Source organism: Skermanella rosea (assembly GCF_016806835.2).
Classification (GTDB): domain Bacteria; phylum Pseudomonadota; class Alphaproteobacteria; order Azospirillales; family Azospirillaceae; genus Skermanella; species Skermanella rosea.
This window is the reverse complement of sequence record NZ_CP086111.1, coordinates 3,187,917-3,210,826: the sequence shown is the minus strand read 5'-3', so window position 1 is coordinate 3,210,826 and position 22,910 is coordinate 3,187,917. Positions and strand designations below refer to the sequence as shown.

21 protein-coding genes are annotated in these 22,910 nt (G+C 68.4%); 8 read left to right on the top strand and 13 right to left on the bottom strand.

Annotated elements, in window-relative coordinates; all coding sequences use genetic code 11:
* Positions 1–41 precede the first annotated feature (41 nt).
* From JL101_RS14890 to iolG, 5 genes are read right to left on the bottom strand one after another with little or no spacing between them, the layout of a single operon-like run.
* Positions 42–1,028, bottom strand: a complete 987-nt coding sequence (locus JL101_RS14890; protein WP_203095995.1) for a Gfo/Idh/MocA family protein — start codon at positions 1,026–1,028, stop codon at positions 42–44.
* 9 nt (positions 1,029–1,037) lie between these two features.
* On the bottom strand, positions 1,038–1,910 hold the full coding sequence (locus JL101_RS14885) for an SMP-30/gluconolactonase/LRE family protein (protein WP_203095993.1): 873 nt from the start codon (positions 1,908–1,910) through the stop codon (positions 1,038–1,040).
* A 32-nt stretch (positions 1,911–1,942) separates the two neighbouring features.
* Positions 1,943–2,839, bottom strand: a complete 897-nt coding sequence (gene iolE / locus JL101_RS14880) for a myo-inosose-2 dehydratase (protein ID WP_203095991.1) — start codon at positions 2,837–2,839, stop codon at positions 1,943–1,945.
* 27 nt (positions 2,840–2,866) lie between these two features.
* Positions 2,867–4,714 (bottom strand): 3D-(3,5/4)-trihydroxycyclohexane-1,2-dione acylhydrolase (decyclizing), encoded by a 1,848-nt coding sequence (gene iolD, locus JL101_RS14875; RefSeq protein WP_203095989.1) that lies wholly within the window; start codon positions 4,712–4,714, stop codon positions 2,867–2,869.
* Between the two features lie 56 nt (positions 4,715–4,770).
* Positions 4,771–5,766, bottom strand: coding sequence for an inositol 2-dehydrogenase (gene iolG / locus JL101_RS14870; protein WP_203095987.1), 996 nt, complete (start codon positions 5,764–5,766; stop codon positions 4,771–4,773).
* Positions 5,767–6,014: 248 nt separating this feature from the next.
* On the opposite strand from iolG, the gene queE reads away from it, so the two are divergent.
* The 3 genes from queE to JL101_RS14855 are packed head-to-tail and all read left to right on the top strand — an operon-like array spanning position 6,015 to position 8,142.
* A complete protein-coding gene (queE, locus tag JL101_RS14865; RefSeq protein ID WP_203095985.1) occupies positions 6,015–6,647 on the top strand; it encodes a 7-carboxy-7-deazaguanine synthase in 633 nt (210 codons plus the stop codon).
* A 38-nt stretch (positions 6,648–6,685) separates the two neighbouring features.
* Positions 6,686–7,393, top strand: a complete 708-nt coding sequence (queC, locus tag JL101_RS14860; protein WP_203095983.1) for a 7-cyano-7-deazaguanine synthase QueC — start codon at positions 6,686–6,688, stop codon at positions 7,391–7,393.
* A complete protein-coding gene (locus tag JL101_RS14855; RefSeq protein ID WP_203095982.1) occupies positions 7,390–8,142 on the top strand; it encodes a sulfite exporter TauE/SafE family protein in 753 nt (250 codons plus the stop codon). The genes queC and JL101_RS14855 overlap by 4 nt, the downstream gene beginning before the upstream one ends.
* A gap of 46 nt (positions 8,143–8,188) precedes the next feature.
* Here the strand turns inward: JL101_RS14855 and JL101_RS14850 are convergent, their stop codons facing one another.
* From JL101_RS14850 to JL101_RS14835, 4 genes are all read right to left on the bottom strand, one after another.
* Positions 8,189–10,165, bottom strand: coding sequence for a BCCT family transporter (locus JL101_RS14850; RefSeq protein ID WP_203095980.1), 1,977 nt, complete (start codon positions 10,163–10,165; stop codon positions 8,189–8,191).
* Positions 10,166–10,277: 112 nt separating this feature from the next.
* Positions 10,278–11,165: an ABC transporter permease gene (locus JL101_RS14845; RefSeq protein ID WP_228434844.1), complete on the bottom strand. Its 888-nt coding sequence runs from the start codon at positions 11,163–11,165 to the stop codon at positions 10,278–10,280.
* The gene (locus JL101_RS14840; RefSeq protein ID WP_203095978.1) at positions 11,162–12,130 is read right to left on the bottom strand and encodes an ABC transporter permease; all 969 of its coding nucleotides are present in this window, start codon (positions 12,128–12,130) and stop codon (positions 11,162–11,164) included. Before JL101_RS14840 ends, JL101_RS14845 begins: the two co-directional genes overlap by 4 nt.
* Before the next feature lie 25 nt (positions 12,131–12,155).
* Positions 12,156–13,841 (bottom strand): peptide ABC transporter substrate-binding protein, encoded by a 1,686-nt coding sequence (locus tag JL101_RS14835; protein ID WP_228434843.1) that lies wholly within the window; start codon positions 13,839–13,841, stop codon positions 12,156–12,158.
* 134 nt (positions 13,842–13,975) lie between these two features.
* Between JL101_RS14835 and JL101_RS14830 the strand changes: the two genes are divergently transcribed.
* Positions 13,976–14,494 (top strand): invasion associated locus B family protein, encoded by a 519-nt coding sequence (locus JL101_RS14830; RefSeq protein ID WP_203095976.1) that lies wholly within the window; start codon positions 13,976–13,978, stop codon positions 14,492–14,494.
* Positions 14,495–14,517: 23 nt separating this feature from the next.
* On the opposite strand, the gene JL101_RS14825 is transcribed toward JL101_RS14830, so the two are convergent.
* Entirely contained in the window at positions 14,518–14,748 is a 231-nt protein-coding gene (locus JL101_RS14825; protein ID WP_201079778.1) for an SAM domain-containing protein, read from the bottom strand.
* 178 nt (positions 14,749–14,926) lie between these two features.
* Between JL101_RS14825 and JL101_RS14820 the strand changes: the two genes are divergently transcribed.
* The 3 genes from JL101_RS14820 to JL101_RS14810 all read left to right on the top strand — a co-directional run bounded on the left by JL101_RS14820 (position 14,927) and on the right by JL101_RS14810 (position 18,731).
* Entirely contained in the window at positions 14,927–16,606 is a 1,680-nt protein-coding gene (locus JL101_RS14820) for a thiamine pyrophosphate-binding protein (RefSeq protein WP_203095974.1), read from the top strand.
* A gap of 254 nt (positions 16,607–16,860) precedes the next feature.
* Positions 16,861–17,634 carry a M48 family metallopeptidase gene (locus JL101_RS14815; RefSeq protein WP_203095972.1) on the top strand — a complete coding sequence of 258 codons (774 nt, stop codon included), beginning with the start codon at positions 16,861–16,863 and terminating at the stop codon, positions 17,632–17,634.
* 119 nt (positions 17,635–17,753) lie between these two features.
* On the top strand, positions 17,754–18,731 hold the full coding sequence (locus tag JL101_RS14810; protein WP_203095970.1) for a zinc metalloprotease HtpX: 978 nt from the start codon (positions 17,754–17,756) through the stop codon (positions 18,729–18,731).
* A 37-nt stretch (positions 18,732–18,768) separates the two neighbouring features.
* On the opposite strand, the gene JL101_RS14805 is transcribed toward JL101_RS14810, so the two are convergent.
* The gene (locus JL101_RS14805; protein ID WP_203095968.1) at positions 18,769–20,727 is read right to left on the bottom strand and encodes a methyl-accepting chemotaxis protein; all 1,959 of its coding nucleotides are present in this window, start codon (positions 20,725–20,727) and stop codon (positions 18,769–18,771) included.
* A gap of 374 nt (positions 20,728–21,101) precedes the next feature.
* Here JL101_RS14805 and JL101_RS14800 point away from each other — a divergent pair, with 374 nt between their 5' ends.
* Complete coding sequence (locus JL101_RS14800) at positions 21,102–21,578, top strand: CBS domain-containing protein (protein WP_203095966.1); 477 nt, start codon at positions 21,102–21,104, stop codon at positions 21,576–21,578.
* Here JL101_RS14800 and JL101_RS14795 read toward each other — a convergent pair.
* A complete protein-coding gene (locus JL101_RS14795) occupies positions 21,551–22,369 on the bottom strand; it encodes an ImuA family protein (RefSeq protein ID WP_203095964.1) in 819 nt (272 codons plus the stop codon). The two genes, JL101_RS14800 and JL101_RS14795, sit on opposite strands and share 28 nt — an antisense overlap.
* Positions 22,370–22,452: 83 nt before the next feature.
* Positions 22,453–22,860, bottom strand: coding sequence for a hypothetical protein (locus JL101_RS14790; protein ID WP_203095962.1), 408 nt, complete (start codon positions 22,858–22,860; stop codon positions 22,453–22,455).
* Positions 22,861–22,910 lie beyond the last annotated feature (50 nt).

Genomic DNA, 22,910 nt, shown 5'->3' with positions numbered 1-22,910 from the left:
CCGTGGACCGGTCCCATCTGCCGGGGCCGGTCCGCGGCGGATCAATCCCGCGGCAGGGGGCGGCCCGGAATGGCTCGGGCGCCGTGGCGGGCGTCCCAGTCGTCCTGGACCTTCTGGAGCACCTGCATCGCCGGCAGCACGGACGGGCCGGACGCGCGGGGCGGGCGGTTCTCGCGGATGGCGTCCAGGAAATCCAGGGTGACGCGGGTGCAGTTGTCCTGCTCGCCCTCGATCTCCATCGTGCCTTCCGACGTCTTCAGCGTTCCGGCCAGTATGTCGTAGAAATAGGTGTCCCGGTCGGTGACGATCAGCTTGTCGTAGAAGCGATAGGCCGCATGGTACGAGCCGTGGACCAGCAACGACTGGTCGGCCTCGGTCTCGACCATCACGATGCATTCCATGGGAATGCCCGTCGTCGGGTGCAGGTCGCCCAGGTAGCTCTGGACCCGCCGGATCGGAGCGCCGTCGAACAGGTACATGCCGAGATCGACGAAGTGGCAGAAATGATGCCACAGGATATTGTCGGTCCAGCTCCGCTGGTATCCGGTAGCACCGATATTGACCAGCCGCTTGATGAAGAAGCGACCGGCGATGTGGCGGATCTTCTCCTCCCCGGCACGGGTGCGGTCGAGCAGCGACTCCCGCTCGCGGCGGAAGCGCATGGGGTGCGACAGGCCGTAGACCTTGCCGCTCTTCTCGCCCGCCTCGACCACGCGCTTCGCGCCGCCCAGGCTCATGGCGATGGGGATCTCGATCAGGGTGTGCTTGCCGGCCTCGAGGCATTTGATCGCCTGCTCCTCGTGCAGGTCGCTCGGCGTGCCCAGGATCACGGCGTCGATCTCCGGGTCAGCCAGGGCCTCGTCGAGCGACACCGACCACTTTCGGTAACCGTAGCGTCCGGCGAATTCCCTGGCCCCGTCCGGGTTGCGGCCGACGATGGTGTGCAGCACGGCGTCGGTCCTTTTCAGGGCCTCGCTGTGCCAGACGCCCATCATGCCGTAGCCGACCATGCAGACATTCAACGTCATGGATGTTTCCTATCCCTTGAATTTCACCACCGGGACGCCCGGAACATCGACCCGCAGCGCGAAAATCCCGCCCGACAGGGGGAACGCCGCCAGCCGGTCCTCGGCCACGTTGTGGCGCAACGACGTCACGTAGATCGTCCGCATGTCCGGCCCGCCGAAGCAGGGCATCGTCGGCGCCGCGCACGGCATCGGGATCTGCCGGTCCAGCCTGCCGTCGGGCGACCAGCGGTTCAGCACCCCGGCGGAGATGCCGGCGCTCCAATAGAACCCCTCCATGTCCGCGGCGGCTCCGTCGGGCCGGCCGACTTCCTCGGAAGGCTCCGCGATCACGCGCCGGTTGGAGAGGTCGCCGCTGCCCGGCTCATGGTCGTAGGCGCAGATCAGCTTGCCCTTGCTGTCGGAGTGGAAGAGGGTCCGGCCGTCGGCGCTCCAGGCCAGCCCGTTGGAGACGATCAGCCCGTCCAGCATGTGGCGGACCGTTCCGTCCGGCGCCACCCGGTAGAGCGAGCCGGTGCGCCGGCTCATGGTTTCCTCGTCCATCGTCCCGGCCCAGAAGCTGCCGTCCGGCGCCACCTTGCCGTCGTTCAGCCGGTTTCCGGCCATATCGGGTTCCGGATTGGCGACCGGCGTCAGCCCGCCCGTCTCGAAATCGAACAGGTGGAAGCCGTTGCGCAGGGCCACGATGGCGCCGCCTCCCTCGCGCAGCCCGAAGGAGCCGATCGAGTGCGGCATCTCCCAGGTCCGGGTCGCACCCGTCGCGGGGTCGAGCCGGTGCAGGGCGGGGGCGAGGATATCGACCCAGTACAGGGCGCTTTCCTCGGCCGACCAGACCGGGCATTCCCCCAGCGATGCCTTCGCATCGAGAACGCAATCGACTTCCACCCTGTTCTCCTTTTCTTCAAGAATGCTTATCGTTATTGAACGGCGAGGCCGAGCTTCCCGGCGGTCGCCCGAAGGTGGGCGTAGCCCTTGCGGGCATAGGTCAGGGGATGGGCCTTGGCAGGGTCCTGCTCGGCCTCGCAGATGATCCAGCCGCCGTAGCCCGCGTCCGCGACGGGGCGGAGCGCCGCTTCGAAATCGACCATCCCGTCGCCCGGAACCGTATAGACGCCGTTGATCACGGAATCCAGGAAACTCCAGCGTCCCTCCCGGGCCCGCTTCAGCACATCCGGACGGACGTCCTTGGCATGGACATGATTGATTCGCTTCGCCCATTTCCTCGAAACGGCCGCCGGATCGTCGCCGGCGAAAGTGAGATGTCCGGTGTCGAACAGCAGCCCCACGGTGTCGGGCGTGCCGGAGAGCAGCCTGTCCACCTCGTGGGCCTTCTCGATCACCGTGCCCATGTGGTGGTGGAAGGCGAGCCGGACGCCCTTGCCGGCCATGTACCCGGACAGCTTGGCGATCCGGTCGAGGAACACCGGCCATTCCGCCTCGGTCATCACCGGCCGCTCCGATACCGGCACGTCGCGCCGGCCCTGGACCGTGTCCGACGTCTCGGCGAAGACCATGACCTTGCAGCCGCAGGCCGCCAGCAGGTCGAGATGGGGCTGCATGACCCCGATCTCCTCATCCACGGTACGCTTGCGCAGTTCGGCGCCGTACCAGCCGGAGACGAACTCCAGCCCGTACTCCGCCAGTTTCGCCTTCAGCGCCTCCGGCTGCCGGGGAAACTTGTTGCCCAACTCCGTCCCGGTGAAGCCGGCCTCGCGGGTCTCGCGCAGGCAGGTCTCCAGCGGGGTGTCGCCGCCCAGTTCGGGCAGGTCGTCGTTGCTCCAGGCGATCGGGTTGGTGCCCAGCTTGACGGTCATCGAGGCTTCCACTTTCCTGGTTCGGGTTCAGCCCTGGGCCTGGTTCCGGCGGGCATCGGCATAGGCGGCGAAGGCTTCCCCGACCTGCGCGCGCTCCGACACCTCCGGCACAGCCACGTCCCACCAGGCGCCGCCCGCCTCGGTGGTAGGATTCGGGTCGGTGTCGATCACCACCACATAGGTCCGGTCGGATTGGCGGGCCCGCTGAAGGGCCTGTTCCAGCTCCGCGATGCCGGCGACCTTCTCCGAGAGAGCACCGAGGCTGCGGGCATGGGCGGCGAAGTCGATCCAGCCGTCGTTCGCCCGATGATCGACGTTCTCGATCAGGTTGTTGAAGCTCTCGCCGCCGCAGGCCCGCTGAAGCCGGTTGATGCAGCCGAAGCCTCGGTTGTCCAGCACGGTGACGATCAGCTTGCGGCCCAGCATGACCGAGGTCTGGAGTTCGGAGTTCATCATCATGTAGCTGCCGTCGCCGACCATGACGAAGACCTCGCGGTCCGGCCGGGCCATTTTGACGCCCAGCCCGCCGGCGATCTCGTAGCCCATGCAGGAGAAGCCGTATTCCATGTGGTAGCCGTTGGGAGAGCCCGCCCGCCAGAGCTTGTGCAGCTCGCCCGGCAGTCCGCCCGCGGCGCAGACCACGATGTCGCGGGCTTCGGCCGCGCGGTTGACGGCGCCGATCACCTGGGCGTCGGTCGGCAGCGGGGCGTTGGTCGGCGACGTCGCCCGATCGACCGCGCCGTTCCACTCCTCGACCAGCGCCGCCGTCCGCTCCCGCCAGCCGGCCGACGCCTGGTAGGAGCCCAGGGCCGCCGTCAGGTCCTCCAGCGTCCGCCTGGCGTCGCCCACCAGGGGCACTGCCCGGTGCTTGCCCGCGTCGAACGCCTGCAGGTTGAGCTGGATCAGCGTGGCATTGCCCGGCACCAGGGCCCGGGAGCCGGTCGTGAAGTCCTGGAGCCGGGTGCCCACCGCCAGGATCACGTCGGCCTCCCGCACCAGCGCGTTGGACGCCGAACTGCCGGTGACCCCGACGGAGCCGACCGCTTGGGGATGGTCCCATGGCATGGCGCTCTTGCCCGCCTGGGTCTCGGCGACCGGGATGCCGTGCCTGGCCGCGAAGTCCTGAAGGGTCCGGCTCGCCTCGGAATAGAGCACGCCGCCGCCCGCGATGACCAGGGGGCGTTCCGCCTTGGCTAGCAGGTCCAGCGCCCGGGCGAATTCCTCCGCGTCCGGGGCCGGGCGCCTGATCCGGTGCGTCCGCGGCCGGAAGAAGCTTTCGGGATAGTCGTACGCCTCGGCCTGGACGTCCTGCGCCATGCAGATCGTCGCCGGGCCGCAGTCGACCGGATCGGTCAGCACCTGGATCGCGCGGGGCAGGGAGGTCAGGAGCTGTTCCGGGCGGGTGATCCGGTCCCACCAGCGGGAAACGGGACGGAAACAGTCGTTGACGCTGACGGTGGCGTCGTTGAAGTCCTCGATCTGCTGGAGGACCGGGTCGGGGCGCCGGTTGGCGAAGACGTCGCCGGGCAGGAGAAGCACCGGCAGCCGGTTGACGTGCGCCACGCCGGCGGCGGTCACCATGTTGGACGCTCCCGGCCCGATCGAGGTGGTGCAGGCCATCATGCGGCGCCGGTTGCTGGCCTTGGCGAAGGCGACCGCCGCCAGGGCCATGCCCTGCTCGTTGTGGGCGCGGAAGGTCGGCAGCGTCTCGCGGGCGTGGTACAGGGCCTCGCCCAGACCGGCCACGTTGCCGTGCCCGAAGATCCCCCAGCAGCCGGCGAACAGCGGCACTTCCGCCCCGTCCACCTCCGACCGCTGGGCCGCCAGATACCGCACCGCCGCCTGCGCGGCCGTCAGCCGGATCGTCTTTTCCATGGTTTTCCCTCCCGCGTTTCTTCTTCACCCGTTTTGCGCGCCGATCGGACGGCGCGTCAACGTTCCAGCCGAACGACCCCGCCCGTGCGCAGCGACTCCAGCCCGGCATCGGCGAGGCGAAGCGCCTCCCGCCCCTCGGCGAAGCCGGCCAGGGGCTTCGCTCCGGTCTCGACGCAGTCGACGAAATGGTCGATCTCCGCCATGTAGGCTTCGAAATAGCGCTCGATGAAGAAGTTCAGCACGGGGTCGCGGGCCTGGGTCCGCTCGGCTCCCCAGGCTTCCACCGTGGTCGGCCGTCGGTTGTGGGCCTGGAGCATGCCCTTCTCGCCGAAGGCCTCGATCCGCTGGTCGTAGCCGTAGGCGCAGCGCCGGCTGTTGTTGATATGGACCAGCGCGCCGGACGCCGCCCGCAGGACGATCATGGCGCTGTCGATGTCGCCCTCCCCGGCGATCATCGGATCGACCAGGGTGGCGCCCATCGCCTGGATCTCGACGATGTCGCCGACCAGGTAGCGCGCCATGTCGAAGTCGTGGATCGTCATGTCCCGGAACAGCCCGCCCGATCCCCGGATATACTGCGCCGGCGGCGGGGCGGGGTCGCGGCTGGTGATGACGACCTGTTCCACCTTGCCCAGCTCGCCCGCCTGGATGCGGTCGCGGAGCGCCCTGAAGGAGGGATCGAACCGGCGGTTGAAGCCGATCATGACCAGTGGGTCCAGCTTGCCGATCTCCCGCCAGCAGGCCTCGACGCGGGCGATGTCGAGGTCGATCGGCTTCTCGCACAGCACCGCCTTGCCGGCCTTCGCGGCGCGGGTGATCAGGTCCACGTGGGTGTCGGTCGTGGACGCGATGAAGACGGCGTCGATCGCCGGATCGTCCAGCGCCTCGTCCACCGATCCCAGCACCCTGGCGCCCAGCTCCGCGGAAACTTCCTCGGCGGCCTTCGGTGCCACGTCGTAGACGCCGGCCAGCTCCGCGCGCGGATGGGATCTTATGTTGCGGGCATGCATCCGGCCGATCCGGCCGCAGCCGAGCACTGCGAAACTGACCATGTCTTCTCCCTGTCCGATTGTTCTTACTTCCGCGGCGGCGCCGTCGTTGATGCCCTTTACGCCGCCCCGGACATCGGCGTCCACTCCGAGAAAGGTGAGCCCCCTGATCATCACGCACCGGAACTATACCCCATCCTCGCCCCGCTCCGGGCACATGGCAAGGCTGTGACCGTTCCGGGCTCCGCCGTCCTGGACTTGCGGCTTTCCGCAGGGCAAAACCCTGTCTCGGGACAAGCTGGAAGGATGGGATGGCGTACGCCGTCAAGGAACTGTTCAAGACGTTGCAGGGCGAGGGCGCCCATGCCGGCCGGGCCGCGGTATTCTGCCGCTTCGCCGGCTGCAATCTGTGGTCGGGCCGCGAGCGCGACCGCGCGACCGCCGCCTGCCGGTTCTGCGACACCGACTTCGTCGGAACCGACGGCGAGGGCGGCGGCCGCTTCGGCATCGCCGCCGACTTGGCCGGCGCCATCGCGCGCACCTGGGGACCCGGCACGTCTCACCGCTACGTCGTCTTCACCGGCGGCGAGCCGCTGCTCCAGCTCGACGCAGCGCTGGTGGACGCCGTCCATTCCGAAGGGTTCGAGATCGCGATCGAGACCAACGGAACCCTGGAGCCGCCGCCCGACGTCGACTGGATCTGCGTCAGTCCCAAGGCCGGCGCCGACTGGGTGCTCCGCCGAGGCCACGAGCTGAAGCTGGTCTTTCCCCAGCCCCAGTTCGATCCCGCCGGGCTGGAGGACCTGCCGTTCCGCCACTTCTGGCTCCAGCCGATGGACGGTCCCGACCGCGTCGCCAACACCGCCCGCGCGGTGGCCTATTGCCGGGACCATCCGCGCTGGCGCCTCAGCCTCCAGACCCATAAGCTGATCGGCATCCCGTGAGCGCCGAGCCCACCAACCCAGACATATCCGGGGGAAGCATGACGGACGAGAAGGCGCTGGTACTGTTCTCCGGGGGCCAGGATTCCGCGACCTGCCTCGCCTGGGCCCTGGACCGCTTCGCCCATGTGGAAACCATCGGGTTCGACTACGGCCAGCGCCACCGGGTCGAGCTCGACTGCCGGGCTCGCTTCCGCGACAAGCTCATCGGCGGGATTCCGGGATGGAGCGCCCGCCTGGGCGACGACCACATGCTGGACCTGTCGGTGCTGGGCGCCGTCAGCGACACCGCGCTGACCGGCGAGGCGGAGATCCGCTACCAGGAGAACGGCCTGCCCAGCACCTTCGTGCCCGGCCGCAACCTGCTGTTCTTCACCTTCGCGTCGGCGGTGGCCTATCGGCGCGGCATCCGGCATCTCGTCGGCGGCATGTGCGAGACGGACTATTCCGGCTACCCGGACTGCCGCGACGACACGCTGAAGTCGCTCCAGGTCACCCTGAACCTGGGCATGGACCAGCGTTTCGTCGTCCACACGCCCCTGATGTGGATCGACAAGGCCGCGACCTGGGAGATGGCCGATGGGCTCGGCGGCCGGGCGCTGGTGGACCTGATCGTCGAGGACACCCACACCTGCTACCTGGGCGACCGCACCGCCCGGCACGACTGGGGTTATGGCTGCGGCACCTGCCCGGCCTGCGAACTGCGCTCCGCCGGGTGGAGCCGCTACCGGTCCTCCTTCCGGGGATGATGGCCGATGCGGCCTTTTTCGCGGTGGCGGTCCCCGCCGTCCTGGTCTCCGGCATCAGCAAGGGCGGTCTCTCGGGGCTGGGCGTCCTGGCCGTGCCGATGCTGACGCTGGTGATGCCGCCGGGGGAGGCCGCCGGACTGATGCTGCCGATCCTGTGCCTGATGGACCTGTTCGGCCTGTGGGCCTATCGCGGGATCTGGAGCCGCAGCCAGATGCGGGTGATCCTGCCCGGTGCGATCCTGGGGATAGGGATCGGCGTGCTGGCCTTCGGCCACCTGGATGACGACGCCGTGCGGGCGGTGATCGGCCTGATCGCCATCCTGTTCTCGATCAACCAGTGGCTCAAGCCGCTGCTCCAGCGCAAGCTGGCGGAGGCATCGCCGCCGTCCCGAGCCAAGGGGCTGTTCTGGTCCGGCGTCTCGGGCTTCACCAGCTTCCTGGCCCATGCCGGCGGCCCGCCGCTGCTGATATACCTGCTGCCGCAGCGGATGGAGAAGATGATGCTCGCCGGGACGACGGTGGTCCTGTTCGGCGTGGTCAACTTCGTCAAGTTGATCCCGTATTTCTGGCTGGGCCAGATCAGCGGGGCCAACCTCTCGGCCTCGCTGATCCTCGCCCCGCTGGCGCCCGTCGGCATCTGGATGGGGCTGTGGCTGACCCGGCGGGTGGCCGAAGTCTGGTTCTACCGGGTCAGCTACGCCCTCCTGTTCGTGGCCGGCGTGAAGCTTCTCCACGACGGCCTCGCCTAGCCTAGCCTTCAGGCGACTGCGCGGGTTCGCGCCCTCGACGGCCTCCCTATGCCGGATCGGGCGACGTGATGTAGAGCGCGGTCGCCTTCGACTGCGTCAGCGCCTGGTAGCGTTCGTACTGCGCCACCACGTCGCTGACGATCTGCTCGCGGGTGAAGCCCATCACGTCGTATCCCCGGCTGCCGTCGGAGAAGAAGGTCCGCGCCGCCCAACTGTGCGGCCGCCGCTCCTCGGTCGAGGCCGCCTCCGCCGCCGTATAGGCCGGCAGGAGCTGACGGATCGGCCGCACGCCGTAGACGAAGCTCCGGACCTCCGTCGCCGGGACGGTCAGCGCGATGCCGTCGTCCCCGTCTGCGCCGACCATCACGGTCAGGCCGCGTCCCCGCATCTCCTGCGCGACCATCTCCAGCGCCGGCGACACGGTCCCGGTCAGGAAACGGGCGACGTCGTCGCGGTGCGGCGTGTGCAGGCTCAGCTCCAGCCGCTGGCGCCACGACAGCCCCGTGGCCGGCACGGCGGCGGGGGCCGTGCTGCCGCGGGCAAGGTCCGCCTGCATCCCCCGGATCAGGCCGGCGGCCAGCATGATCATGATGAAGGTGAAGGGCAGGGCGCTGATCAGCGTCATGGTCTGCAAGGCGGTCAGCCCGCCCGCGAGCAGCAGCAGCGCCGCCGCGGTGCCCTCCAGGGCGCACCAGTAGACCCGCTGCCAGAGCGGCGTGTTATCGGCGCCGCCGGCCGCGATGGTGTCGATCACCATGGATCCGCTGTCCGAGGAGGTGACGAAGAAGATCGCGACCAGCAGCACCGCCAGGGTGGACGTGACCGAAGGCAGCGGCAGGTACGTGAAGAACTGGAACAGCGCCACCGACACGTCGGCCGAGACGGCCTGGGTGATCGCCCCGGCCGCTACGCCCAGGTCGAGCGAGATGGCGGTATTGCCGAACACCGTCATCCACAGGAACGAGAAGCCCGTCGGGATGAACAGCACGCCGCCGATGAACTGGCGCACGGTCCGCCCGCGCGAGATCCGGGCGATGAACATGCCGACGAACGGCGACCAGGCGATCCACCAAGCCCAGTAGAACAGCGTCCAGGAACTCAGCCAGCCCTTCGGCTCATAGGCGTACAGGGTGAACGTCCGGACGAAGAAATGGTCCAGGTAGGTCCCGATGTTCTGGACGAAGGCCTTCAGCAGGAAGGTCGTCGGGCCGACCGCCAGCACGAACACCATCAGCAGGATCGCGCAGATCAGGTTCAGCTCCGACAACCGGCGGATGCCCACGTCCAGGCCGCTCACGACCGACAGGGTGGCCAAGGCGGTGATGACGGCGATCAGCGGGATCTGGACCGACAGCCCGACCGGCCATCCCAGCAGGTAGTTCAGCCCCGAATTGATCTGGAGCACGCCGAAGCCCAGCGACGTCGCGATGCCGAACAGGGTTCCGCAGATCGCGAAGATGTCCACCGCGTTGCCGATCGGCCCGTTGATCCGGTTCTTGAACAGGGGATAGAGCCCCGATCGGATCGTCAGTGGCAGATTGTAGCGGAAGCTGAAATAGGCCAGCGACAGCCCGACGATCGCGTAGATCGCCCAGGCATGGACACCCCAGTGGACGAAGGTGATCACCATCGCCTCGCGCGCGGCCTCCATCGTCAGGGGCTCGGCCTCCGGCGGGGTGGCATAGTGCTGGATCGGCTCCGCCACCGCGAAGAACATCAGCCCGATGCCCATGCCCGCCGCGAACAGCATGGCGATCCACGACGGATAGCTGAAATCCGGCTCGGAGTCGTCAGGCCCGAGCTTCAGGTTGCCGGATCGGCTCAAGGCCAGGTAGATGCAAATGAAAACGAATGCCGCGACGGATAGGATATAAAGCCACCCGAACCCTTCGATGATCGAGGACTGGACGGCGGCGAACATTTCTTCCGACTCGTGCGGATAGATGACGCCGACTGCGAGCAAGGCCACAATGATGAGGCTCGCTCCCCAGAAGACAGGGGGATTGATCGTCTTCTGCCCCATATCAGACGTGCTCCTTTTCCCTCTGGCTCGACTGCTGCCGAAGCTTCAGGCGGTTCAACGCTTCCCGGGGCGGAAAAGTGTCAATCCAAAGGCATTTAACGGCGTGCGGATGTCAGCGCCGGGAGACGTCAGCCCGCGGATCGAGCGCGTCCTGCAGCCCGTCGCCCACGAAATTGAAGGCGATCACGGTCACGAAGATCAGCAGCCCCGGATATATCGCCAGCATCGGCGCCGACCAGATCAGCTCCTGCGCGTTGGTCAGCATGTTGCCCCAGCTCGGCAGCGGCGGCTGGATGCCCAGGCCGAGGAAGCTCAGCACCGACTCCAGCAGGATGATGTTGCCGACCGACAGCGTCGTGGCGACCACGATGGGCGAGGCGACGTTGGGCAGGACATGGACCAGCATCAGCCGCAGGTTCCCGGCCCCCAGCGCGGTGGCGGCCCGGACATACTCGCGCTGGCGCACGCTCAGCGCGGCTCCGCGGACCAGCCGCGCCACCGTCGTCCAGCCGGCGAGGGACACGATCACGATGATCCGGTAGAGGCTGACCTGTTCGGACTGCGCCAGCCCGGCCGGCACTCCCAGCTTGCCCAGATCGACGGCGGCCAGCACGATCAGCAGGGGCAGCAGCGGCAAGGCGATCACCCCGTCGGTCACCCGCATCAGGAGCGCGTCGAGCCGCCCGCCGAAGAAGCCGGCCAGCAGCCCGATAACCGTCCCGACCACGGCGGAGGCCACCGCGGCGGCCAGCCCGACGAACAGCGACACCCGGCCGCCATACAGCAGCCTGACCAGCACGTCGCGCCCCAGTTCGTCGGTGCCCAGCCAGTTCTGCGGCGAGGGCGGCGCGAAGCGGTCGAACAGGCTCACCGCGTTGGCATCCACGCCGAGCGCGGATTCGACCAGCGGCGCCGCCAGCGAGGCCCCCGCCAGCAGCATCAGGAGCACCAGGCTCAGGACCGCCGCCGGATACCGCAGGAAGCGCCGCCAAGCCGTCACGTGCGCGTCTCGGTGAAGGTGATGCGCGGATCCAGGGCCGCATAGCCCAGGTCCGCCAGGAGGTTGCCGGCCAGCGTCATCAGCGTGGCGAGCAGCAGGCCGACCAGCGCGATGTTGTAGTCGTTCCCCAGGATCGAGTCATAGATCAGCTTGCCCATGCCCAGGTACGCGAACATCGTCTCCGTCACCAGCGCGCCGGAGAACAGGGTGCCGAACCCCAGCGCCACGATGGTGACGACCGGGATCATCGCGTTCCGCAGCGCGTGGCGCCAGACCACCGACCGCTCCGGCACGCCCTTGGCCCGGGCGGTTCGGATATAGTCCTGCCGAAGCTGCTCGATCACGGCGGCCCGGACGAACCGGGTATAGCCGCCGACGCTGACCAGCGTCAGGGTGGCGACCGGCATCACCAGGTAGGGCAGGCGTTCCCACAGTCCGCCGGTCCCGCCGACCGGGGCCATGCCGCCGGCCGGCAGCACGCCCAGGACGACGGCGAACAGGATGATGAACAGCAGCGCCAGCCAGAACGGCGGCACCGAGATCCCGGCGAAGCAGGCCAGGTTGATCGCCGTATCAGCGGCGCCGTAGGGCCGGCGGGCGGCGAAGACCCCCAGAGGGATCGCGATGGCGAGCGACAGCGCGAACGAGATACCCAGCAGCAGCAGGGTATTCGCCAGGCGCGGCGCCAGCACCTCCGGCACCGGGCGGGAGAACAGCCGCGAATAGCCCAGGTCCCCCTGCAGCGCCGCGGACAGCCAGTTCAGGTAGCGCTCCCAGATCGGCTGGTCCAGGCCGTAGAGCTCCCGCAGCCGCGCCGCGTCGGCCGCCGTCAGGTTGGGATCTGCGTTGATCATCAGGTCGATCGGGTCGCCCGGCATCAGCCCGATCAGCCCGTAGATCAGGAACGACATGATCAGCAGGACGACGAGCGCCTCGAACAGCCGGACGGAGACGAAGCGCAGCATCAGCGGCGGCCCATCCCCGCCCGGGTCACTTCGAGCGCCACTGCTCGATCCACAGCGTCGAGGGGTACTGGTGACCGGTCGGGCGCACGCCGTCCAGCCAGGGCGGCATGATGTAGCTGTCGGACCGGAAATAGAGCGGCAGGGCCGGCAGCTGCTCGGCATAGATCTGCTGCAGCCGCGTCCACAGGGGCCGCGCCTCGGCCTCGCCGCAGGTCACCTCCAGGTCGTCGATGATCCTGTCGGTCTCGGCATCGCGGAATCCCACGTAGTTCTGGCCGGAGAAGCCGTTCTCCGGCGTCGGGATCATGGTCGAGTGCAGGATCGTGCGCGGGATGTTCTCGGGCGCGCTCAGCCACGCGAACATCGCCATGGCCGGGAACTTGCGCTCGCGCATCGTCTCGCCGAACAGCACGCGGGCCGGCTGGTTGTTGATCCTGACCTCGACGCCGACCTTCCGCCACTGCTCCTGGAGCACCTGCTGGACCAGCTCGCGGGTCCGGTTGCCGGCGGTGGACTGGAATTCCAGGCTGAGCCGCCGGCCGGCGGCATCGTGCCGGATGCCGCCGCGCAACTCGGTCCAGCCGGCTTCCTCCAGCAGCTTGACGGCTGCGGCCGGGTCGAAGGGGTAACGGGTGAAGTCCTCGCTGTAGAACCGGTCCAGCGGATTGACCCCGGTATGGGCCACCGGCTGCTTGCCGCCGAACAGCTGGCGGGAGATCGCGTCCCGGTCGATCGCGCTCAGCAGCGCCCGGCGGACCCGCACGTCCGCCAGGATCCCGTTGTCGAGGTTCAGGTCGATATGCTCGAAGAACAGGCCCGGCTGGTAGACGACCTTGAACCGCTGGCCGTGCCGCTTCTCGAAGGCGAGCGCCTGCTCGATGGACAGCCCGACCTCGCCGGCGACGTAATCGACCTCCCCGGACAGCAGGTTGGCCTCCATCGCCGAGGTGTTCTCGATGGTGCGCACCACGATCCGCTTGAAGCCGGGCTTGTCGCCCCACCAGGTCGGGTTGGGCTCCAGCACGACGTAGGCGCCCGATTCGACCCGGCTGATCCGGTAGGGGCCGAAATAGAGGCCCGGATTGGTGCGGTCGGTGTCGTAGAGGGTCCGGTTGCGGTACTGGGCGGGATCGGCCTCGAACACCGGGCGCTCCAGGTGTTCCGGCAGCACCAGCAGGTCGTTGATGGAGTCGTAGCTGCACCGGTACTTGTCCCAGTGGACGGTGAAGGTCTTGTCGTCCACGGCGGTGATGCCGACGATATCCTTGGAGAACAGCTGGGCGTTGGTGACGCCGCTCAGGGGATGGCGCCCGACCTCCCAGGTGAACAGCACGTCGCGGGTGGTCAGCGGCTTGCCGTCGCCCCAGGTGGCGCCGGGCTGGATGGTGAAGGTGGCGTCGATCGCCCGCGTGCCGTCGGGACGGGTCACCTCGACCGCCGTTCCCTTTTCCAGGCTCGGCAGTTCGGTGCAGAGCAGGCAGATCAGCTTCCAGTCCTGGTCGAAGGTGGTGAAGGGCCGGCGCGCGGTGCCCAGGATGTAGCTCTTGGTGGCCATGGCGTCGATGCTGGGGTGGAACGTGCCGGGAAACTGGACGGCGCCGATCACCAGCTCGTCCTTCGCGGCAAGCGCCGCCGATCCGAAACCTCCGAGACCCACGGAGAGGGCGAGCGCGGCGCCCGCGCATCCCAACAAAGTCCGATTAATCGCCACCGGCCGTTCACCTTAAACGTTGCGTGCACCACGTCACTCGAACTATGGGTTCTGTCCAGCCGCGGGTCCAGCGCCGATCGTGCCTGCGGGCACGACCGGCACCGCCTGCCCGAGGCGCTTCAAGGAGGATTTGCATGGTTCCCAGCATCCGGTTCAGTTTCGGCGCCGCTCTGCTCGCCCTGGCGGCCCTTGCCTCCGCCGGCCCGGCCGACGCCGCCGAGGAGAAGCGGTTCGACGACTGGAAGCTGCAATGCGCCGACCGCGCGCCGGAAGGTTTTCCGAAATGCATCATCACCCAGAACGTGGTGTCGAGCGAGACCAACCTGGGGGTGCTGAGCGTGGCGGTCTATTTCCGGCCCGGCGCAGACACGCCGTCGCTGGGATTCAATCTGGCGCCCCAGGCGGTCAAGGAGGCGGGCATGGTTCTCCAGATCGACGCCCGTCCGGCCCTGGAGATGCCGATCCAGGACTGCAACCCCAATTTCTGCGTCGTCCGGGCCACCCTGCGGGACCAGGTGCTGACCATGTTCCGCAACGGCACGCGCGGCGTCGTGGCCTTCAAGATCCCGCCCGACCAGCGGATCGCGGCGCAGATCTCGTTCAAGGGTTTCACCAGCGCGTTCAAGGCCCTGGAGCAGCGCAAGGCCGGGTGATCCCGGCCCGCGGCGCCCGGCGCTCAGCGGTCGTCCCACTCCGCCTCGTCGGTGCGCAGCAGCTCGACCAGCCGCGCCACGCGGCCGTTCGCCGATTTGCCGAGGTCGCCGCCGAGGTAATCGTCCGATGCGAGCCACGTCCGGGCTTCGGTGAGTTCGGCCGCCGTCGCCCCGGTGCCGATGATGCTGGCGATGCGCAGGTCGTCCATGCGGCCGCAGATTTCGATGACCTGATCGCGTGTCAGTTTGACCATTCGGGAACCCTCCCCGTGGCTGTGGCTGATCCTGCCGGGAGATAAGCGCCGGACAGGCGGGATTGCAATAGGGTTGATGGCGTTCGCGGCCTTCCGGCCGGGTAGCGTTGACAAGCCGGGCGGAGGGTTCGAAACTCCGAGCCTCTCGCAAACGGTTCCGTCACTTCCAGGATAGGTCATGTCGAGCACTTCCAAGCCCCGTTCAGGTGGGCAGATCCTCGTCGATTCGCTACGCGTCCATGGCACCGATCGGGCGTTCTGCGTCGCGGGCGAAAGCTACCTGGACGTCCTCGACGCCTTCTACGACGCTCCCGACATCGATCTCGTCACCTGCCGGCAGGAAGGCGGGGCGGCCAACATGGCCGAGGCGGCCGGCAAGCTGACCGGCAGGCCGGGCATCTGCTTCGTGACCCGCGGCCCCGGCGCCTGCAACGCCTCGATCGGCGTCCACACCGCCATGCAGGACTCCACGCCGATGATCCTGTTCGTCGGCCAGGTGGCCCGCGACCAGGCGGAGCGCGAGGCTTTCCAGGAGATCGACTACCGCCGCATGTTCTCGCCGGTCGCCAAGTGGGCGGCCCAGATCGACGATGCCGCCCGCATCCCGGAATTCGTCAGCCGCGCCTTCCATGTCGCGACCTCCGGGCGGCCTGGCCCCGTCGTGCTGGCGCTGCCGGAGGACATGCTGCGCGACCGCGTCGCCGTTCCGCCGACCGGGCGCTATACGGAAGTCCAGGCCCACCCCGGCGCCGACGACCTGGCACGGGTCGCCGACCTGCTGGCCGCATCCGAGCGGCCGCTGGTCCTGGTGGGCGGCAGCGGCTGGACCGACCAGGCCTGCGCCGACCTGAAGCGCTTCGCCGAGGCCTCCCGCCTGCCGGTCTGTTCCTCGTTCCGCCGCCAGGACGTTCTGGACAACACCAGCCCGTCCTGGATCGGCGACCTCGGCACCGGCCCGAACCCGAAGCTGCTGGCCCGCGTCAGGGAATCCGACCTGCTGCTGGTGATCGGCGCCCGGCTGGGCGAGATGACGACCCAGGGCTACGAGCTGATCGACCTGCCGGAAACCCGCCAGACCCTGGTCCATGTCCACGCCTCCGCCGAGGAGCTGGGCCGGGTGTTCCGCCCCGACCTGCCGATCCAGTCCGGTCCGGCGGCCTTCGCCGCGGCGCTGGCCCGCCTGGAACCCGTAAAGTCCGACCGCTGGCGGGAATGGGCCGAATCCTGCCGGCGCGACTATCTGGACTGGCTGGAGCCGGCGCCGTACGACGGCGCGCTGGACCTGGGCGCGGTGTCGGTCTGGCTGCGCGACCGGCTGCCGGACGACTCCATCGTCACGATCGACGCCGGCAACTTCTCCGGCTGGGCGCAGCGTTTCCTGACCTACCGCCGTCCCGGCCGGCAGCTCGGCCCGACCAGCGGCGCCATGGGCTATTCGGTCCCGGCCGCGGTCGCCGCCAAGCTGGTCCATCCCGAGCGCATGGTCGTCAGCTATGTCGGAGACGGCGGCTTCATGATGACCGGGCAGGAGCTGGCGACCGCCATGCACACCGGCTCCGCCCCGATCATCCTGGTATTCAACAACGGCATGTTCGGCACCATCCGCATGCACCAGGAAAAGAACTATCCCGGCCGCGTCAGCGCCACCGCCCTGACCAACCCCGACTTCGCGGCATTGGCCCAGAGCTACGGGGCCTTCGGCGCCGCGGTCGAGCGGACCGAGGACTTCGCCCCGGCGTTCGAGGCGGCGGTGGCTTCGGGCAAGGCGGCCGTGATCGAGCTTCGCATGGACCCGGAGGTGATCAGCACCCGCACGACCTTGTCCGCCCTTCGGCAACAGGCGCTGGGGAAGAAGTAGAAGTCGCTGCGGCCCGTCGGTGCCAAGCCTCGGCGTGAAACGCCGGAACACTGGCGTCCGGCGCGCCGTTGTGCAATTCAGCGGGAGTAATGGACCGGCACAGCGGTTTCGATCGGTGCGCCGTAGGTCGGCCGAACTCATCAGGATCACGAAGCCGGATATCATCTCATCCGGTAAGTTCAAGGAATTGCAGGGGGTAAGCGTTCATGTGTGTGTGCCACGGCTCCGGAAACCACCATGAATCACACACCTCCATGAGCCGGCGGGGCTTCATGGTGGCGCTGGTGGGGGTGAGCGGGACGGCACTGGTCGGCTGCGTCGGCGCCGGCCAGACGGGCCTTGGCCTCGGCTTGGTCTCGGCGGAGGAGGTGCAGCAGCTCGGTCTCAAGAGCTGGCAGCAGATCCGGTCGGAAACGCCCGTGTCGAAGAACGCCACCTACCAGCGGGCGCTCCAGCAGGTCGGCACCAACATCCTGAGCGCCGTCGGCGAGAACCCGGGCCAGTGGGAAATGGTGGTCTTCCAGGGCCAGGAGGCCAACGCCTTCGCCTTGCCGGGCAACAAGATCGGCGTCTACGAAGGCATGTTCGCCATCGCGGAGAACGTCGACCAGCTCGCCGCCGTGGTCGGCCACGAGATCGGGCACAACCAAGCCGAGCACGCCCGCGAGCGGTTGAGTTCCGCGCAGGCGACCAGCATGGGCCAGCAGCTTTTGGGGGCTGCGCTCCAGATCGGCAACATCGGCTATGCCAACGAGCTCGCCGGGCTGCTCGGCGCCGGCATCCAGTACGGCCTGATCCTGCCCTATTCGCGCAACCAGGAGCTGGAAGCCGACAGCATCGGCCTGCTCAACATGGCGCGTGCCGGGTACGATCCGCGCGCCTCGGTCCAGCTCTGGCAGAACATGCAGGCGGCCGGGCAGCGCGCACCCGAATTCCTGTCCACCCACCCGGCGCCGGATTCGCGTATCGCCGCGCTGGAGGCCAAGATGCCGGAGGCCATGAGCCTGTATAACCCTCGGCGGGGTTGAGGGGGGTCGTTCGGGTTATTGACCCGATCCGGCGGTGATCCAAAGTCTGGAAGGAGTCAGGTTCCAAGGAGTTCTCCGCAAGGATCTGGCGTTCCCGCTCCGGAACGGAAATCCGCCGCATGCCGCCTCCCTTGCCCAGTTCCCACCGCCATCGCTCGGCCAACCGCTTGCATACCGTCCTGCTGCTCGCCGGCATGATCGGGCTGCTGGTCGCCTGCGGCTGGATCGTCGCGGGGCCGGAGGGCGGGCTGTGGGCGCTGGTGCTCGGCGGCGTGAGCCTCGCCTTCGCGCCGCGCCTGTCGCCCCAGATGGTCCTGGGCATGTACGGCGCGGTGCCGGTCCGTGCCTGGGACATGCCGAAGGTCACCGCGATCCTGAACGAGCTGGCGGAGCGGGCGGGGCTGCCGCGCACGCCGCAGCTCTACTGGATTCCCAGTCCGACGCTGAACGCCTTCGCCATGGGGACCCGCGGCGATGCCGTCATCGCGGTAACCGACGGGCTGGTACGCTCGCTGAGCGCCCGCGAGCTGGCCGGGGTGCTGGGGCACGAGATCACCCATATCGCCAATGGCGACCTGTGGCTGATGGGGCTGGCCGACACGGTCAGCCGGCTGACCCGCATGATGTCGCTGTTCGGCCAGATCCTCCTGCTATTCAACCTGCCGCTGCTTATCGCCGGCGCCGTCACGATCCCTTGGGGACTGATCCTGCTGCTGGTCCTGGCGCCGACGATCGGCGCGCTGCTCCAACTGGCCCTGTCTCGCACGCGGGAATACGACGCCGACCTGGGCGGCGCCCTGCTGACCGGCGATCCCCTGGCCTTGGCGGGCGCCTTGAGGAAGCTGGAGCAGTACGGCAGGGGCCTGTGGGAGTCGTTGATGCTGCCGAACCGGCGCAATCCCAGCCCGTCGCTGCTGCGCACCCATCCGCCGACGGAGGATCGCATCCGCCGGCTGATGGACCTGCGCGGACAGCTCTCCGGGCGTCCGTCGCTGCCGGGGATCGACGCCCTGGCGCAGGGTGGCGCGCCCGTCGCCGGGCGATTCCGCATCGTCCCGGCCCAGCCGCGCCATCGCCTGACCGGGCTCTGGTACTGACCGAACCCACGTGGGACCGGGCTGGCGGCCCGGCTCCTCAGCGCTTCAGCCGTTCGACGAAGGTGACGATCGCGCCGGCGAGTTCGTCGGACTTCTGCGACAGGCTCTGGACCACCGTCAGCATGCCGGCCAGTTCCTCTCCGGACTGGGTCGCGACTTCGGAGATCCGGCGGATGTCGGTGTTCACCGCGACGGTCTGGGTGGCGGCCTGCTGGGTATCGCGGCTGATCGACAGGGCCACGGCGGCCTGCTGCTCCAGGGCCGCGGCGGTGGCGCCGGCGCGGGCGCCCATCTCGTGGATGGTCTGGACGATGGCGCCGATGGCGTTCACCGCCTCCCGCGTGGTGCCCTGGATCTGGTCGATCTCGCGCCGGATGTCGTCGGTCGCCTTGGAGGTCTGGGTCGCCAGCGACTTGACCTCGTGGGCGACGACGGCGAAGCCCTTGCCGGCGTCTCCCGCCCGCGCCGCCTCGATGGTCGCGTTCAGGGCCAGCAGGTTGGTCTGCGCCGCGATGTTGGCGATCAGGTCCACGACGGTGCCGATCGCGGAGGCTGCTTGGGACAGGCTGACCACGATGTCGTTGGTCCGGCGCGCCTCGTGGGAGGCCGCCTCCATCGCGGCGGTGGTGGCGCTCGCCTCGCCGCGGGCGGTATCGATGCTGGAGGTCAGCTCCTCGATGGCGGCCGAGACGGAGGTCACCGACGCCGTGGCGGCACCCGCCGCGTCGGCCACGGCCTCTGCGGTCGAAGACGCCGTGTAGGCCTGCTCCGACGTGGTGCGCGCCGACGTCTCGACGTTCGCCGTGGCGTCCCGGACGGCGGTCGCGATCGCGCCGACCGACTTCTCGAAATCGGCTGCGGCGGTGACCTGGTCGGTGATCAGGCGCCAGGTCAGCAGCGGGCCCTTGTACTCGCCCCGGACATTGCGCATCGCGCTGATGTTCAGGTCCATCCAGTCGTCGCCCAGCCGGATCCGGGCATGGTGCGGCAGCCGGTCGGGGTCGGAGACGATCGCGCGGATCCGCTGCGGGTCGCGCTGGTGGAACACGTCGATGCTGCGCCCCACCAACCCGTCGACCGGGATGACCAGATTGTGGGCGACCTTGTGCAGCGCCTCGGTCGCCGCGGGGTTCATGTACTCGATCAGGAAGTCGGTGCCCGACGCGGTCATCACCGGCAGGTCTAGCTGCTCGATCACCTGCCGGCGGGCGAAGGCGTCCCCGACCGTGCCGCGCAGGTTGAGCAGGGCCCGCGCCAGCCGGCCGATCTCGTCGGTCCGGTCGGTAGCGACGATCTCCACCTGGTCGTCGCCCGCGGCCAGGGTGATGGCTGCCCGTTCCAGCCTGACGATCGGATGGATAGCCCGGTTCAGGAAGAACCACAGCATCAGCCCGAACAGCATCATGCCGACCGGTATATAGACCGTTGCGGTCGTGATGGTGTCGTCGAAGGCTTGGAAGACGTCGTCCTTGGCGACGCCGACGAAGACGATGCCGGCGACCGCGCCGTTCCGGTCGAGCAGCGGGCGGTACCCGGTGAAATAGGGCCGGCCCAGGATGTCGGCCTCGCCGAAATAATCCTTCTTGTCACGGAAGATGCTGTCGTACACCGGCCCCTGGGCCAACTTGGTGCCGATCGCCCGGGTGCCGTCCGCCTTCAGCACGTTGGTCGCGACGCGGACGTCGCCTGCGAAGATGGTGGCGACGCCGCCTGCCAGCCGCTGGACGCGGTCCACCAGGTCCAGATTGCCGTTCAGCGTGACGCCCCCGGCCGTCAGGATCCCGTCCTTCAGCTGGTACTCGGTGCCGATCGCGCGAATTTCTCCGAAGGCGACCTCCAGCGTGATCCGCTGGCGCCGCGCCGCGTCACTGCCGAGGCTGCCGTGCAGCGCCGAGAGCAGTATCACTTCAAGGACGACGGTCAGCGCTACCATGCAGAGGAGCGCGATGCCGGTCACCTTGGCGGAGAGCGGCAGCCTGCGCAGATGTCTGACCATATCTCCAACCCCGATCATCAATTAGAAGAATGAGGTTAAAATGTACTCTTTCGGGGTGGTCGCGCAAGGCTGGGCGTTGCCGAATCTGAGCATGGCATCGAGCCCATGGTAATAAAATTATTGCCCGGATCCCCTGCGGCCGCTGTCCGGCTTGCCCGCAAAGCGGTCCCCCGGCATCCCCCTGCGCCTCGGCTTCATCCCATTGCCTCTTTAGGGGTAGTGTTCGGAAGCTTGATCCAGGTCAAACTCCAATCTCGCCAAAGGTGAGATGATGATCTCACAGTAATGGAGCGATGCGGACCGCTGGGCAATACGGCGGTAGTTTTCAGTTTTCAAAGACCCGCAGTCGCGCCGTCATGGGAAGGAGACCAGCCATGAAGATCAGCACCTTTCTGGACCTGAAAGGCCGGACCGTCGTGACGGTGCGCCCGAATGACAACATCTCCAAAGTCGCCCACCTGCTCAAGCTGCATCGGGTCGGCTGCGTGGTGATCAGCGAGGACGGCAAGCATGTCGACGGCATCGTCGCGGTGCGCGACATCGTTTATGCCATGGCCGAGCGCGAGAGCAGGATCCGGCATCTCAGCGGGGCCGACCTGCTCGACACGCCGGTCAGCTCCATCATGACCAAGACGGTCAAGACCTGCGGGCCGGACGACTCCGTGCGCCATGTGCTGGAGAGCATGACGCGCTGGCATATCCTGCATGTGCCGGTGGTCGACCACGGCGTGCTGTGCGGCATCGTCAGCGTCGATGACGTGGTCAAGCTCGCCGTCGCGGAAATGGACCTGGAGAAGGGTGCCCTCCAGGACCGGGCGCGCCTCTACCAGACGCTGGAGGAACTGCGCTGACGCCTCAGGCCCGCCTCGGGCCCGGCCGCCGGGCGTGAGGTTGGTCCCGGGGCGGAGGCGGAGTCCGGTACCGCCGTGAAGCCAGCGCCGTTCCATTCGACCAGCCACTCTCCCGGCCGGCCGCCCCGGCAGCGCATCAGGCCGACCCGCCAGCGGGGAGCTCCCAGGCCGGGCTCGTCGGCAGGCGGCAGGCTGGCGGCCGGCCTTAAGCTCCAGCGGGTCACCGACGCGGTCGCCGCCAGCCTGGGGCCGGCGCCGCGCAGCAGGAAGGCCGTGACGCCGCCGCTCTCGGCCGCAAGCTGGAGACGGCGGCTGGCCACCATGTCGATGTCGGAGACTTCCCCCAGCACCGCTCCCAGCGACCGGCAGCGCAGCGACTCCTCGATCGCCCACACGATGTCGCCGTCCCGCCGGGCGCGGACGGTGATCAGCCGGTCGGGCATCAGACCGTAGGGCGCCAATCCCGGCGCATGGAGGTCGTCGTTCCGGGTGATCCAGACCACCTGGCCGCATCCCCCGGAGTTTCCTCCGGGACCCTGGTGCCCGGCGATCCGGGCGAGCAGGGCGGCGCCGAATCCGCTGGCCGCCGCGCCCGGCGGACCGTCGCCCCCGACGATCTCGTGCAGGCAGCCCAGCGGCAGCCCGCCGTCCGGCAGCACGCGGTCGATCTCCGGAACGCCGAGCGGCAGCAGACGGTCGCCGTCGGCCCCGCCGATCCCCTCCATCCGCAGGATGCGCCCGCGCAGTTCGGCCAGCGCCGCTGCCCTGGCAGCCTTGGATGAATCGGGCATGTGCTTGGGTCCGCTGGCTGTTTCCGGATTATGTTCGCTTTTTGTTCTAGTCCCGCGCCGGCGCCGGTGTCAAGGCGCAGGCACTACAGAAGCGACCGGACGAGATCCGTGCCGGGACCGCCGGTGCGGCGTTTCTTGCCGGCCGCCGTGCGGACCAGCCGCGGCGTCTTGTTGAAATTCATGGTGATGATCAGGGTGGCTGCGTCCTTGATCACGTAGAGCGTCTTTTCCGCATCGACCGGCAGCGGGATCCTGCGGCCCATGCAGAACCCTATCAGGGCTGCGGCGACTTCCGTCTCCGGCAGGTCGACGGACGTGACCTTGCCGTAATCGTCCTTGATCTCCATGACCGTCTCGATGGACTCGCCGGTCTTGAACGTGACCGATTCGACCGTCCCCGCCGGCAGGGCCTCGCCGCGCTTGCGGCGGCGGTCGATGACGGCACCGACGACTTCCCGCTCGGTGAAGACGATGCAACGCAATTCCTTCATGGCGCACCCCGGCAGCCCGGCCCGTGGACAAGCCCACGCCAGCCTTCCGC

Bases quoted from the DNA above. Each gene is read 5' to 3' on its own strand.
- JL101_RS14890 (WP_203095995.1), bottom strand. From the start codon at position 1,028: ATGACGTTGAATGTCTGCATGGTCGGCTACGGCATGATGGGCGTCTGG.
- iolE (WP_203095991.1), bottom strand. From the start codon at position 2,839: ATGACCGTCAAGCTGGGCACCAACCCGATCGCCTGGAGCAACGACGAC.
- iolD (WP_203095989.1), bottom strand. From the start codon at position 4,714: ATGGAAAAGACGATCCGGCTGACGGCCGCGCAGGCGGCGGTGCGGTAT.
- iolG (WP_203095987.1), bottom strand. From the start codon at position 5,766: ATGGTCAGTTTCGCAGTGCTCGGCTGCGGCCGGATCGGCCGGATGCAT.
- queE (WP_203095985.1), top strand. From the start codon at position 6,015: ATGGCGTACGCCGTCAAGGAACTGTTCAAGACGTTGCAGGGCGAGGGC.
- queC (WP_203095983.1), top strand. From the start codon at position 6,686: ATGACGGACGAGAAGGCGCTGGTACTGTTCTCCGGGGGCCAGGATTCC.
- JL101_RS14855 (WP_203095982.1), top strand. From the start codon at position 7,390: ATGATGGCCGATGCGGCCTTTTTCGCGGTGGCGGTCCCCGCCGTCCTG.
- JL101_RS14850 (WP_203095980.1), bottom strand. From the start codon at position 10,165: ATGGGGCAGAAGACGATCAATCCCCCTGTCTTCTGGGGAGCGAGCCTC.
- JL101_RS14840 (WP_203095978.1), bottom strand. From the start codon at position 12,130: ATGCTGCGCTTCGTCTCCGTCCGGCTGTTCGAGGCGCTCGTCGTCCTG.
- JL101_RS14830 (WP_203095976.1), top strand. From the start codon at position 13,976: ATGGTTCCCAGCATCCGGTTCAGTTTCGGCGCCGCTCTGCTCGCCCTG.
- JL101_RS14825 (WP_201079778.1), bottom strand. From the start codon at position 14,748: ATGGTCAAACTGACACGCGATCAGGTCATCGAAATCTGCGGCCGCATG.
- JL101_RS14820 (WP_203095974.1), top strand. From the start codon at position 14,927: ATGTCGAGCACTTCCAAGCCCCGTTCAGGTGGGCAGATCCTCGTCGAT.
- JL101_RS14815 (WP_203095972.1), top strand. From the start codon at position 16,861: ATGAGCCGGCGGGGCTTCATGGTGGCGCTGGTGGGGGTGAGCGGGACG.
- JL101_RS14810 (WP_203095970.1), top strand. From the start codon at position 17,754: ATGCCGCCTCCCTTGCCCAGTTCCCACCGCCATCGCTCGGCCAACCGC.
- JL101_RS14805 (WP_203095968.1), bottom strand. From the start codon at position 20,727: ATGGTCAGACATCTGCGCAGGCTGCCGCTCTCCGCCAAGGTGACCGGC.
- JL101_RS14800 (WP_203095966.1), top strand. From the start codon at position 21,102: ATGAAGATCAGCACCTTTCTGGACCTGAAAGGCCGGACCGTCGTGACG.
- JL101_RS14795 (WP_203095964.1), bottom strand. From the start codon at position 22,369: ATGCCCGATTCATCCAAGGCTGCCAGGGCAGCGGCGCTGGCCGAACTG.
- JL101_RS14790 (WP_203095962.1), bottom strand. From the start codon at position 22,860: ATGAAGGAATTGCGTTGCATCGTCTTCACCGAGCGGGAAGTCGTCGGT.